At 69.4% G+C, this 12,953-nt stretch carries 13 protein-coding genes; 5 read left to right on the top strand and 8 right to left on the bottom strand.

The features are described from left to right. Positions 1-825, top strand: coding sequence for an SDR family NAD(P)-dependent oxidoreductase (locus tag BM417_RS28860; RefSeq protein ID WP_093601069.1), 825 nt, complete (start codon positions 1-3; stop codon positions 823-825). Here the strand turns inward: BM417_RS28860 and BM417_RS28855 are convergent. Then, positions 818-1,408 (bottom strand): TetR/AcrR family transcriptional regulator, encoded by a 591-nt coding sequence (locus BM417_RS28855; RefSeq protein WP_093601067.1) that lies wholly within the window; start codon positions 1,406-1,408, stop codon positions 818-820. The two genes, BM417_RS28860 and BM417_RS28855, sit on opposite strands and share 8 nt — an antisense overlap. 79 nt (positions 1,409-1,487) lie before the next feature. Between BM417_RS28855 and BM417_RS28850 the strand changes: the two genes are divergently transcribed. Together BM417_RS28850 and BM417_RS28845 are read left to right on the top strand one after the other, a co-directional pair. Continuing rightward, positions 1,488-1,814, top strand: a complete 327-nt coding sequence (locus BM417_RS28850) for an antibiotic biosynthesis monooxygenase family protein (RefSeq protein ID WP_093601065.1) — start codon at positions 1,488-1,490, stop codon at positions 1,812-1,814. An 18-nt stretch (positions 1,815-1,832) separates the two neighbouring features. After that, on the top strand, positions 1,833-4,208 hold the full coding sequence (locus BM417_RS28845; RefSeq protein WP_093601062.1) for an ATP-binding protein: 2,376 nt from the start codon (positions 1,833-1,835) through the stop codon (positions 4,206-4,208). Here BM417_RS28845 and BM417_RS28840 read toward each other — a convergent pair. Next, entirely contained in the window at positions 4,174-4,776 is a 603-nt protein-coding gene (locus BM417_RS28840) for a DUF305 domain-containing protein (protein ID WP_093601060.1), read from the bottom strand. The two genes, BM417_RS28845 and BM417_RS28840, sit on opposite strands and share 35 nt — an antisense overlap. A 92-nt stretch (positions 4,777-4,868) precedes the next feature. On the opposite strand from BM417_RS28840, the gene BM417_RS28835 reads away from it, so the two are divergent. Beyond that, entirely contained in the window at positions 4,869-6,350 is a 1,482-nt protein-coding gene (locus BM417_RS28835; protein ID WP_177320660.1) for an LVIVD repeat-containing protein, read from the top strand. A gap of 15 nt (positions 6,351-6,365) precedes the next feature. Here BM417_RS28835 and BM417_RS28830 read toward each other — a convergent pair whose 3' ends face one another. Both BM417_RS28830 and BM417_RS28825 read right to left on the bottom strand, forming a co-directional pair. Beyond that, positions 6,366-7,526 (bottom strand): MFS transporter, encoded by a 1,161-nt coding sequence (locus BM417_RS28830; protein ID WP_093601058.1) that lies wholly within the window; start codon positions 7,524-7,526, stop codon positions 6,366-6,368. Further along, positions 7,527-7,922: a VOC family protein gene (locus BM417_RS28825; protein WP_093601441.1), complete on the bottom strand. Its 396-nt coding sequence runs from the start codon at positions 7,920-7,922 to the stop codon at positions 7,527-7,529. Positions 7,923-7,997: 75 nt separating this feature from the next. Between BM417_RS28825 and BM417_RS28820 the strand changes: the two genes are divergently transcribed. Continuing rightward, positions 7,998-9,185: a hypothetical protein gene (locus BM417_RS28820; protein WP_143138844.1), complete on the top strand. Its 1,188-nt coding sequence runs from the start codon at positions 7,998-8,000 to the stop codon at positions 9,183-9,185. On the opposite strand, the gene BM417_RS28815 is transcribed toward BM417_RS28820, so the two are convergent. The 4 genes from BM417_RS28815 to BM417_RS28800 are packed head-to-tail and all read right to left on the bottom strand — an operon-like array spanning position 9,167 to position 12,938. Then, a complete protein-coding gene (locus BM417_RS28815) occupies positions 9,167-10,297 on the bottom strand; it encodes a low temperature requirement protein A (protein ID WP_093601054.1) in 1,131 nt (376 codons plus the stop codon). The two genes, BM417_RS28820 and BM417_RS28815, sit on opposite strands and share 19 nt — an antisense overlap. Further along, positions 10,294-11,325: an ABC transporter ATP-binding protein gene (locus tag BM417_RS28810; RefSeq protein WP_093601052.1), complete on the bottom strand. Its 1,032-nt coding sequence runs from the start codon at positions 11,323-11,325 to the stop codon at positions 10,294-10,296. The genes BM417_RS28815 and BM417_RS28810 overlap by 4 nt, the downstream gene beginning before the upstream one ends. Positions 11,326-11,328: 3 nt before the next feature. After that, positions 11,329-12,111 carry an ABC transporter permease gene (locus BM417_RS28805; RefSeq protein ID WP_245822219.1) on the bottom strand — a complete coding sequence of 261 codons (783 nt, stop codon included), beginning with the start codon at positions 12,109-12,111 and terminating at the stop codon, positions 11,329-11,331. Continuing rightward, positions 12,099-12,938, bottom strand: coding sequence for an ABC transporter permease (locus BM417_RS28800; protein ID WP_245822218.1), 840 nt, complete (start codon positions 12,936-12,938; stop codon positions 12,099-12,101). Before BM417_RS28800 ends, BM417_RS28805 begins: the two co-directional genes overlap by 13 nt. Positions 12,939-12,953 lie beyond the last annotated feature (15 nt).

Here is a 12,953-nt window from a genome sequence, read left to right as displayed (position 1 = left end):
ATGACGATCGCACTGGTCACCGGCGCCACCCAGGGCCTCGGCCTGGCGCTGGCCGAGGGACTCGCGCAACGCCTCGCCCCCACCGACACCGTCTACCTCACCGGCAGGGACGTCGAGAAGATCACCACCGCCGTGCGGTCGATGCCCGGTGGTGGCGCGAAGGTCCGCGGCGAGCTCCTGGACGTCGCGGACCCCGGTTCCGCCGCGAAGCTCGCCGCCCAGATCCACGACAGGCACGGCGGAATCGACGTCGTCTTCGGCAACGCCGTCATGCGCGTCGGCCCCGACGACGACCCGCGCGAGATCATCGACGGCTACACCGAGGTCAACAACTTCGGCACCACCAGGCTCCTGAAGGCCTTCGCGCCGCTGCTCGACGACAACGGCAGGCTGATCGTGGTCGCCAGCTCGCTCGGCACCCTCCAGCACCTCGCACCGGTGCTGCACGAGCACTTCACCAAACCGTCCTCTTTGGACGAGCTGGACGTGCAGGTCGCCCGCTGGCGCGACGCGGTGAAGGACGGCCGCGCCCGCTCCGGGGCGTGGCCGGGGTTCGTGAACATCCCGTCGAAGATCGGCCAGGTCGCCGCCGTGCGCGTCCTCGCGAACGAACGCCGCGACAGCGACCTCGCCCGAGGCGTCCTGATCGCCGCGGCGTGCCCTGGAATGATCAACACGCCGACGTCCGCGCTGTGGTGGGACGTCAGCACCGCCCCCACCCCGGCCCAGGCCGCGACGGCGTTGCTGGACCTGGCACTCGGCCCGCTCAAGCCGGAGCACTACGGCGAACTGGTCCGCCACGGCGAGGTCGTGCCGTTCAGCTGATGGGCTTGTCCAGCCCGTGCACCACCTGGTCGAGCAACGTCGCGATGACGGCCTCGTTGTGCTCGTTGCGACCCGGCGTGATCATCCGCGACGTCGCCTCGACCATCGCGTGCACGAGCATCGCCCGCAACTGCGCCCGCTCCACCCCGGCCGTCCTGAAGACGCCGACCAACGGCGCCAGCAACCGTTCGTGCTCGGCCCTGATCTGCTCGCGCGACGAGTCCGGCAACGTGTGCGCGGACAGGGCCACCACCGCCCCGTGGCTGCCGTCGGTGATGATCGCGAGTTCGGTCCGCAGGTACGCCTCGATCTTCTCCGGCACGGACGAGGCGCCGTTGACCGCGTCCTCCAGCTTGACCGCCCACTCCGGCAGCGCGTCCGACACGATCGCGGCGACCAGTTCCTCGCGCGAGCGGAAGTACTCGTAGAGGCTCGGCCGCGACAGCCCGACACGTCTGGCGAGCGACGCGAGCGTCAGCGCCTCCGCTCCCTCGGTCGCCACGATGTCCCGCCCGGCGTCCAGCAGGGCACGCAACCGGTTGGCGCGATGCTCCGCGACGGTGTCTGCGCTGATCCTCGGCACATCGGGATCGTATCGCGCTTGATTTCCCGACAGGGAGTTGGAATAGTTCCCGACAGAGCGTCGGAATCAGGAGGCCTGCATGTTCATCGCGACCAACCGGCTGTTCGTGCCCGCCGAACGGGCGGAGGAGTTCGAGGCCCACTTCCGCGACAACATGCGCACGTACCTTCCCGGCGTTCCCGGCCTGCTGCGCAGCACGCTGCTCAAGCCGACGAAGGACGACCAGCCGTACGTGTCGGTCAACGAGTTCGAGACCGAGGACGACTTCCGCGCGTGGGTCAAGTCCGACTCGTTCCGCGAGGCGCACAAGCGCAACCGCGGCATCGCGCGGCACGTCACCGGGAACGCCGTCGAGACGTTCCAGCACGCCGAGGACATGGTGCTGCCCCGCCAGCGCACCGAGTAGGAGATACGCTCCCCTCGCATGGGGGACGTTCGATTTCTGCTGCTCGGACCGTTGCGGGTGCAGGTCGACGGGCACGAGGTTCCGCTGCCCGCCGGCCGCGGCCGGACCATCCTCGCGACGCTGCTCGCGAACGCCGGTGAGATCGTTCCGCTGGACGACCTGGGCGACGCCTCGTCCACCCGCAAGGCCGTGAGCAGACTGCGGCACGCGCTGGGCGAGGCCGCCAGCTGCCTGCGCACGCACGGCACCGGGTACCTCGTCCACGTCACGAACTCGGACCTGCGGGACTTCCGCTCACTGCGCGACCAGGGCCGCCACGCCGAGGCGCTCACGTTGTGGCGTGGCAAGGCCTTCGAGGACGTCGGCGGCGTGCACGACGCCGCGGCGAGGCTCGACGCGGAACGCGAGGCCGTCCAGGCGCTCGTCCCCGTACCGCGCCAGTTGCCGGGGATGCTCGCCCAGTTCGCCGGCCGCGATCGCGAACTGGCCGCGCTCACCGAGCCCGCACCGGTCACCGTCGTCAGCGGCACCGCCGGCATCGGCAAGACCGCGCTCGCCGTCCAGTGGTGCAACGAGGCGGCGAGCCGCTTCCCCGACGGCCAGCTCCACGTGAACCTGCGCGGCTTCGACCCCGCCTTCGAGCCCATGCGACCCGAGTACGCCCTGCGCGGTTTCCTCGGCATGCTCGGCGTTCCGGCCGCGCGGATGCCCGCCGGCCACGACGACCAGGTGGCTCTGTACCGGAGACTGGTGGCCGCCAGGAACCTCGTCGTCCTGCTCGACAACGCCAGGGACGCGGCCCAGGTCCGCCCTCTGCTGCCCGGCCACGACGGCTGCGCGGTGGTCATCACCAGCCGCAACCGCATGAGGGACCTGGACGGCGCCCGCGTGCTCGACCTCGACGTGCTCACCGACACCGAGGCCGTCGGGCTGCTGACCGAACGCGTCGGCGCGGGCCCCGTGACCGCCGAACCCGCCGCGGTGACACGGCTGATCACGTTGTGCGGCGGGCTACCGCTCGCGTTGTCGATCGTGGGCGCCCGCGCCGCGACCGATCCCCACCTCTCCCTCGGCGCGCTTGCCGACGAACTCGCCAACGAGCAGAACACGCTGGACTTCCTCGACACCGGCGACCCGACCACGAGCGTGCGCGCCGCGTTCTCCTTGTCCTGCACCAGGTTGAGCACGGCCGCAGCGACGTTGTTCCGGCTGCTCGGTGTCCATCCCGGACCGGACATCTCCGCCGCCGCGGCCACGAGCCTCGCCGGATCCGACGCGGGCACGGCACTGCTGGAACTGGCCCGCGCGAACCTCGTCACGAACTCGAAGGACCGCTACGAACTGCACGACCTCGTCCGCGCCTACGCCCGCGAACTCGCCGGCCAGGTCGAGACCCGTGCCGCCCTGCACCGGGCCGTCGACCACTACCTGCACAGCGCGCACCACGCGGACAGCCTCCTCGGCGAGGACCGCAGGCACTTCACGATCGCCGCCGCCCAACCGGGGGTCAGTCCCGAACTCGTCGCGGACGAAGAGCAGGCGTGGCAGTGGTTCGAGACCGAGAACCAGGTCCTGATCGCGATGAGCGCGCTGGCCGCGGCCGAGCGGTTCGACGTGCAGGCGTGGCAACTGCCGTGGTGCCTGCACCTGTACTTCGACCGCGAGGCGCGCTGGCGCGAGTGGAACGCCCTGCTGACCACCGCACTGCAAGCGGCACAACGACTCGGCGACGACGACGCGGTCGCACGCATGCACCACCTCGTCGCACACACCTGGTTCCGGTTCACCGACTTCGACCGATGCACCGCGCACCTGCGCAGCGCGTTGAAGATCTACGAACAGCAGGGGAACAAGAGCGGCGCCGCACGAGTGCACCGCAGCATCTCGACGGTGTTCGAACGTCAAGGGAGCCTGGAAGCCTCGACCCACCACATCAGGCTCGCCATGGCGCTGTTCACCGAGGTGGACGACCGGATGGGCCTGGCCAACGCCATGGGCGACCTGGGCTGGTACCTGGGTGTGCTCGGCCACCACGAGGAAGCGCTGCGAACGTGTCGCGACGCGCGGGATCTGCACCGCGAGCACGGCAACCGGTTCGCCGAGGCCGAGACCCTCGACAGCATCGCCTACAACCTGCGCGCACTGGGCGACCTGACCGGCGCCGCCCACCACTACGACCTGTCCGTGGCGGCCGCGCGCGCGTCCGGCAACCGCTACGGCATCGCCGTGACCCTCGTGTCCCTCGGCGAGGTGCACGAGGAGATGGGCGACGGCCAGGCGGCCCACCGCGCGTGGACGGAGGCGCTCCAGACGTTCGAGGACCTCGGGCAGCCCGACGCCGACGCCGTGCGCGCCAAGCTCACAGCTCTGTCAGCAGCTTCCTCATCCGGTTGATCTCGTCGTCCTGCGTGGCCACGACGTCGTCCGCCATCTCCTCGACCTGGACGTTGGTGCCGGCCCCGCGCACGTCCGTCGCCATCTTGATCGCACCCTCGTGGTGCTTGATCATCAGCTCCAGGAACATCCGGTCGAAGTCCTTGCCGCGCGCCGCGCCCAGGGCGTTCAACTGGTCCTGCGTGGCCATGCCGGGCATCGAGGCGTGGTCACCGTGCGTTCCGATGGCGTTGAACGTGCGCTGCCACTGCTTCATCGCGCCGATCTCGGGTTCCTGGCTGAACCGGATGCGGTCCGCCAGGCCCTTCACCGTCTCGTTCTGCGCACGTTCGGGAGCGAACCTGGTCATGGCGAGCGCCTGCTCGTGGTGGGCGATCATCATCGCCACGTACTCGCGGTCAGCGTCGTTGGGCGGCGGCGGGATCACACCGCTCACGTCCGAAGGCGCCACGGTGGGCGCCGAGCCGCCGGGCGTGTCCGGTGCGATGACCGGCGCCGCTTCCGGCTCCGACGTACAGCCTGCCAGCAGGGCGAATGCCGCCACGATGACCAGAACCCCAGAACGCATGCTCCGGAGAATACCCTCCGAAAGACGCTGGCCCTTAGCAAGGCGAAAGGGTCATACTCCCCCTCACCAACCCGTACCGAGGGGGTAAAGCTGTGAGTTCACGCGAAACGGCCCGGCGGCGCAGAACGCCTTTCGCGATCCTGGGGGCGCTCACGCTGACGCTGTCAACGCTGACGGCGCCCGCGTTCGCAGAGCCCGATCTTCCCGCCGATGGCAAGGGGCTGAGCGAGGCTCAGCTCGAGTCGCGGGCCGAAGGGGCCACCGGACTTCCCGGCGTCGACGAGATCAGCCGCAGCCGCAACATGGTCCTGGTCTCCCACCTGGACAAGCAGGCTCCGCTCGACGCGACCCAAACCGACATCGCGTTCCAGGACAACTACGCGTTCGTCGGCAACTACAACGGCTTCACCATCTACGACGTCCGCAACCCGCGGGCGCCGAAGATCACGAGCTCGGTCCTCTGCCCCGGTTCGCAGAACGACATCTCGGTGTACGGGAACCTGCTGTTCCTGTCGACCGACTCGTCGCGCAGTGACAACTCGTGCAGCAGCGTCTCCCAGTCCGCGACGATCAAGGAGTCGTGGGAGGGCATCAAGGTCTTCGACATCAGCGACAAGAAGGCCCCGAAGTACGTCGCGGCCGTCGAGACCGCCTGCGGTTCGCACACCCACACGATGGTGCCGAGCAAGAACAAGAAGGACGTGTACCTCTACGTCTCTTCCTACTCGCCCAACGCCACGTTCCCGGACTGCCAGCCGCCGCACGACAAGATCTCGATCGTCAAGGTCCCGGTGCGCAACCCGGCCTCGGCCTCGCTGCTGAAGGCGCCGGTGCTCTTCCCGGACGGCGGTAACCCCGGTCGCATCGGCACCATCGAGACCGGCTACACCTCGGCCACCTCCGGCTGCCACGACATCACCGTCTACCCGCAGCTCGACCTCGCGGCCGGCGCGTGCATGGGTGACGGCGTCCTCTGGGACATCTCCAACCGCGAGAACCTGGTGGAGATCAACCGCGTCCAGGACGACAAGAACTTCGCGTTCTGGCACTCGGCGACCTTCAACAACAGCGGCACCAAGGTCGTCTTCACCGACGAGCTCGGTGGCGGCGGCGCGGCGACGTGCAACGAGAAGATCGGCCCGACGCGCGGTGCCAACGGCATCTACGACATCGTGGGCAAGGGCAAGGACCGCAAGCTGGTCTTCAAGTCCTACTACAAGATCCCGCGCATGCAGGGCGACTCGGAGAACTGCGTCGCGCACAACGGTTCGCTGATCCCGGTGCCCGGCAAGGACATCATGGTGCAGTCCTGGTACCAGGGCGGCGTCTCGGTGTGGGACTTCACGAACTCGGCCAAGCCGCGTGAGATCGGCTTCTTCGAGCGCGGCCCGATGCCGAACGCCCAGGGCGGCGGCACCTGGTCGACCTACTGGTACAACGGCTACATCTACTCCTCGGAGATGGGCCGCGGCTTCGACGTGATCGACATGCGCGACCCGCGCACGTTCGTGGCGAAGCTGTTCCGCACGGACGAGCTGAACGTGCAGACCCAGGGGAACTTCTACCGCGGGTAGCAGCTCCCTCTCAGATCAGCGCGGCTGCCGTCGTTCGGCAGCCGCGCTGACTGCTGTCAGGACCAGGGTGACCGCCACACCACCGAAAACGGCCCAGACCGGCGAGCCTGCGTCCATCGCCCACGCGACGACGACGGCGGTGAGCCCGTAGCCCGCGCCGGTCACCGCGTACATCATCGAGAACCCCGCCGCGTGCGCGCCGACCGGAAGCCGTTCGCGCAACGCGAGACTGCGCGTCACCAGCACGCCGGACTGGAACAACCCGGCCGCGAGCAACGCGCCCGCGATGCCCGGCAGGTTCGGGAACAACGCCAGCGCGCCGACGCAGGTCGCGGTGACGACGAGCAGCACCAGACCCTGGGTGCGGAACGTTCCCGGCCACGGCCGCAACCCGTACAGCACCGCGCCGAGCGCGCTGCACGCCGCGAAACCCATGAGCAGCGGCCCGATCCAGCCGATCCCGATCCCCCGGTGCTCCAGCAACGCGGGCAGCACCAGTTCCGCGACCGCCAGCTGTGCCAGCGCCGCCGCACTCACGAGGTAGATCGGCCAGGCCGACGCCACGACACGAGGTTTCGCCGTGCCGGAACGGGACGTGACGTGCCCGCGCGGCAGGATGAACACCAGCCAGGCCGCCACGACGACCAGCGACACGGACACCACGACGGGCGCGCGGCGGTCGACGCTCAGCGCCAGCACGGTGACCAGCGCGGGCGCCACCGCCCACACCACCTGCGTGATCATGGCGTCGAAGCCCATCGCCTTGGGCACCAACGAGTCCGGCACCAGCCCGAGCAGCATCGCCCGCAGCCCGCCCGGCGTCGTCGACGGCCCGGCCCCCGCGATGAACGCCGCGACCGCCAGCACCGTCACGTTCTGCGTCAACGCCAGCGTCGTGAACGCCCCCGCGCCGACGACCAGCCCGATCGACAGCTGCCCGCGCATCCGCGACGGGTCGAGGAAGAGCCCGAGCAGCGCGGCGCCGAGGATCTCGCCCAGCACGTAGACGGCGACCAGCGACGCGGCCAGCACGTACCCGCCGGGCAGTCCTCTGGTCAGGAACACCATCATCAGCGGCGTCATGGACATCGGTAACTTCGCGGCGACCGTCACCACGGCGCACGCCAGCACGTCCCGGTTCGCGAGGTCGCGGTACCCGGCAGCGGAGATCGTCATCTACTCGCCCAGCTCCTGGAACAACGTCAGCTGCAACCCGGCCGGTGCGGCCAGCCGGGCGTTGAGCGAGTTCCACGGCGTGCGCGTCGGTTCCGCGATCACCTCGGCCCCGGCGGCCTCCAGCGCACGGGTGGTCGCGGCGGAGTCGTCCACCTCGAAGGCCACCCGGACGTGCCCCGCGACGCGCTTGCCGACCTCGACCTGGTCGATGTACTCCGCGTGCGGCGGGTCCGTGATCTCCAGCGTGGCCCTGCCGGCCTCCAGGATCGTGACCCGCCCGCCGTCGGACGCGAACGCCGCCCGTTGCTCGAGGCCGAGCACGTCGCGGTAGAAACGCAGGGCCTCGTCGTAGTCGTCAGCGGTGACGACCAGGCGGAGTTCACGGACACCGGTCATGGCGACGATCATCGCACCACTCGTGTCAGAACAAAGCGAACCCGCCAAAGTGCCCGCCCTGACAGGATGGCGTCCGTGCTGAACGGACTTGATCAGGTGGGCTGGGACCGGCTGACCCACGCCTACGGACCCGCCGACGACGTGCCCGATCAGATCCGCGACCTGGTGTCGCCCGACGAGGATCGCCGGCAGAAGGCGTTGTGGGAGCTCAGCGGCAACATCTACCACCAGGGCACCATCTACGAGGCCACGGCGTACGCGGTCCCGTTCCTGCTGGAGGTGCTGACCGCGCCCGAGTGCGACGAGCAACCGCAGCTGCTGAGCCTGCTCTGCTCGATCGTCACCGGGTTCGACGAGATGTGGCTGCCCGGCGGGCTTCCCGTCGCCGATCACCGCGCGCGGGCGGCGGGCGGCGAGGCGGTCCTGGCGGCGGCGCCCCGGCCCGGCGACGACGGCTTCGACGAGGACGAGGCGGACTACGAGTACGTCGAGGGCCTCTCCGACGAGGACCGGGGCCGGATGTTCGCGCACATCTGGGTGCGGGCCTACGACGCCGTCCGCGCCGGGGTCCCGGTGTTCCGCGCACTGCTGACCTGGGAGCCGCCGGTGGCGTGCATGGCGGCGTACACCCTGGCCTGGTTCCCCGAGGACGCACCGGAAAGCCTGCGGGCACTGGCGAACCTCACCGAGGGCGACGACGAGGGTGTGGTGGCGGCGACCGCGGCGGTCGCGACGGGACTGCTCGGCGGCCGTCCCGCGATCACGCTCGACGACCCGCGGCCGATCGCCCGCTGGGGCGCCGCGATCGCGCTCGCCACCGTCGACGGCCCGGACGCGACCGACGACGTCGTGGACGAACTGATCTCCGCCGCCGCCGGTGCGCTTCCCGACAGCGACAGGGTTCCCTTCCTGGACGGCAACCTCGCCGCCTACGCGGGTGGCGCGCTGCGGCTGACCGGCGACCGGCACGCCGCCAGGACGTTCGACGCGCTGCTGGAGCGCGTCCCGTCGGTGTCCGGCACCAGCGCTTTCCACGTCGTGAAGGAAGCGCTGCATCTGGCGTTCCCCGCGGGAGCGCTCCCGGCGGGCACCGGGTACCCGTCGCTGGACGACCGGCAGCGCCGCCTCGTCGACGCGCTCGCCGGCTCCCCCGGCACCTGGCTGATCGACGGCAGGAACTTCGGCAACTTCGGCATGCTGGTGCGCGAGTACGGACTCCCCGCCTCCAGCGACGCCCTGCGCGACTACGCCACCACGCGCTGATCGGCCGACTGCACCAGCCGGCTCGCGATGCAGAGGACCAGCACGATCCCCGCCGTCACGTGGATCGGCGCCGGACCGAACGTCGCCGCCAGCACCGCGAGCGAGCCCAGCGGCAGCAGGTACTTGCGCACCCCCGACTGACCGGGGCAGTCCTGCACGTACCAGACGCACAGGAAGAACACGGCCAGCGGCACCGTCGTGAACGCGGCGACCGTCGTGCCCGGCGCGTGCGAGAGGTGCAGGTCGTAGTCGACGCTGGCCGCGAGTCCCGCACCGAGCGCGGCGATCGAGCCGAGGATGAACAGGTGCGCGTACCCCCACAGGAACGCCTTCTTCAGGTTGTGCAGGTGCGACGGCGCCTCGAAGTAGATCCACCACACCGAGAACACGATGACCAGCGAGGCCGCGGCGAGCGAGATGAGGTTGACGCCGCTGTCGAAGCCCTTCTGGAACGCGAGCGTGGCCGCCAGGATCGACTCGCCGAGCACGATCAGCGTGAACAGGCCGTGCCGTTCCGCGATGTGGTGGGGGTGCCACGTCGTCGCGGTCGACTTCTCGGCCCAGGCGGGCACCAGCAACTCGGCCAGCATGCCGAGCACCCACAGCCCGAGCGCGAGGCTCGGTGGCGCGAAGAGCCACAGCACCCACAACACCTGCATGACCGCGATGCCGCCGGCGTACCGGTACGCGCACGCCTTGTGCGACGGGTTGTCCCGCGCGGCACGCAGCCAGTGCGTGACCATGGCGAGCCGGATGACGACGTAACCGCTGACGACGATCCGGTAGTCCTGGTGCTCGAAGACCGCCGGGATGCCCGCCGCGATGACCAGCACACCGGCGATCTGAACCATCGTGATGATCCGGTAGAGCGTGTCGTCGTTGTCGAACGCACTGGCGAACCAGGTGAAGTTCAGCCACGGCAGCCACAGCGCGAAGAACGCCATGCAGAACGCCAGCAGGCCGGCCCCCGCGTGGTTCTCGGTCACGGCGTGGTGCAACGAGGCGGCGGCCTGGGCGACCGCCACCACGAAGCTGAGGTCGAACAACAGCTCCAACGGCGTCGCGACCCGGTGGGTCTCCGCCGTGTCGCGCGCGAGGAGCTTCCTGATCATCCCGGCACCACCATGATTCGTGATTCGCTGAGGTCGAGCGCGACCCGCGTGCCGGGCTGGTAGGCGGAGGCGGTGTTGGAGGGCTGGTCGATGCGCAGCACCTGCACACCCACCCTGACCGAGATCCGCGTGACCGGCCCGAGGAACGACTGGGTCAGCACGTCGCCCACGATCTTGCCATTGGAGTCGCCGTCGTGCGCGGAAACGCCGATGTCCTCGGGACGCACGATGACGCGAACGTCGCTTCCGGACGGTTGGTCGTGCGACGCGGCCACCGTGACACCGTTCACCACGACGGTCTGACCCTCCGCCTTGGCCTCGACGCTGTTGGTGACGCCGACGAACTGCGCCACGAACGCCGTCGCCGGCTCCCGGTAGACGACCGACGGGGTGTCGAGCTGCTCCAGCCTGCCGTGCGACATGACGCCGACCCGGTCGGAGACGGCGAGCGCCTCCTCCTGGTCGTGCGTGACGAACAGCGTCGTCATGCCGAGCTCCGTCTGGATGCGACGGATCTCGTCCCGCAGGTTCACGCGGACCTTGGCGTCCAACGCGGACAGCGGCTCGTCCAGGAGCAGCACGCGCGGCTGGATCGCCAGGGCGCGCGCCAACGCGATGCGCTGCTGCTGGCCACCCGACATCTGGTGCGGGTAACGGCCACCGAGGTGCGCGAGACCGACCAGTTCCAGCAGCTCGGACGTGCGCTTGGTGTCGCCCTTGCGCAGCTTCAGGCCGAACGCGACGTTCTGCGCCGCGGTCATGTTCGGGAAGAGGCTGTAGGCCTGGAAGACCATGCCCATGTCCCGCCTGTTGGCCGGGACCTTCGTGATGTCCTTGCCGCCCACCGTGACCGTGCCGGAGTCGGACGTCTCGAAGCCCGCGACGATGCGCAGCGCCGTCGTCTTGCCGCAGCCGGACGGACCGAGCAACGATACGAGCTCGCCCTCGGCCAGTTCCAGATCAAGACCGTCCAGAGCGATGTTGCCGCCGAAGGACTTGCGCAGTCCCTTGAGTTCCAGATGACCCATGTCTTACTCCTCGACCACGGTCTGACGGCGCCGCTGGCCGACATAAGAAAGTGCGAACAGGAGGACGAACGCGAAGAGCAGGCACAGCAGCGACACCGCGATGGACACACCCGCGTTGCGCTTGCCCAGAAGATTCACCTGCACCTGCAGCGTGTCGAAGTTGAGCAGCGACGCGATGGTGAACTCGCCGAGCACCAAGGCCACCGACAGCAGCGACGCACCGATCAGGGCGACGCGGATGTTCGGCACGACGATCTTCCACAGCACCGTGAACCACGACGCGCCGAGGCTGCGCGCGGCTTCGGCCAGCGTCTTCAGGTCGATCGCGGCGAGACCGGCGTCGACCGCGCGGTAGGCGAACGGCAGCACCAGGATCGTGTACGCGAACGTCAGCGTCAGCGGTGAGTCGCCGAGGAAGAAGTTCACCCACGCGTAGAGCGGTGCCATGCCGACCACCAGCACGATCGCGGGGATCGCCAGCGGCAGCAGGCACAGGAACTCCACGAGCCGTTGCAGCTGAGGAAGCCTGAGCCGGATCCACGCCATCGTCGGCACGAGCAGCACCAGCATCAGCACCGCGGAGGTCACCGACAGCAGCAGCGAGTTGACGAGTGCCTCCATCAGGCCCTCGTCGTCGACGATGGACGTCCACGACTCCAGGCTGCGGCTGCCGCCCTTGCCCCGCGTGGAGAACTCCGCCATCGCGATCAGCGGCAGGATGAAGTAGACGCCGAGGATCAGCAGGATGATCGTGCGCAGGACGCGCTGCTTCACTAGCGAACCCACTTGGCCACCCTCTTCTGCAGCAGCACGTTCACGCCCATCGCGATGCTGACCACGATCACCATGCCGAGGCCCAGCGCCTTGCCCAGGTTCTCCTGGCCGAGCACGACCTCACCGGTGAGGAAACCCCGGATCTGCAACGGCACGATCGGGCTGCCCTGCGAGACGAGCGCGGCGGCCGTGGCGTAGGCGCTGAAGGCGTTGGCGAACAACAGGAGCAGCGCGCCGAGGAACGGCGGCGTCAGGATCGGGCCGCCGACGTGCCGCCAGTACGTCCAGCTCGTGCCGCCCAGGCTCGCGTTCGCCTCACGCCACTGCGGGCGCAGGCCGTCCAACGCGGGCAGGAACACGATCACCATCAACGGGATCTGGAAGAACGTGTAGACGAGCGTCAGACCGGGCAGGTCGAACAGCCACGCGCTGCCGGCGAACAGGTCGATGCCAACGTTGTCACGCAGGAACTTCGTGACGAGACCTTCGAAGCCGACCGTCGCGAGGAACGCGAACGCCAGTGGCACGCCACCGAACTGGGCGAGCACACCGCTGCCCGCGACGACGGTCCGGCGCAGCATCCCGTCGGGGTTGCCGACCGCGATCGCCCACGTGAGCAGCGCGCCGAAGATCGCGCCGATGACCGCGGTGAGCGCGGACAGCTCGATGCTGCGCACGAAGGCGTCGAAGACGACACCCGTGAACAGCGTCGTGAGGTTGTCGAACGTGAACGCGCCGTTGGAGTCCTGGAAGGCACCGAAGAGCACGAGCACCGTGGGGTAGACGAGGAAGGTGCCGACGAACGCCAGGAACGGCACCGCGACGAGCCAGGCGGCCACAGATGGCCGACCGGC

This window comes from Lentzea waywayandensis (genome assembly GCF_900115955.1).
GTDB lineage: Bacteria > Actinomycetota > Actinomycetes > Mycobacteriales > Pseudonocardiaceae > Lentzea > Lentzea waywayandensis.
This window is presented reverse-complemented; position numbering and strand designations above follow the sequence as displayed.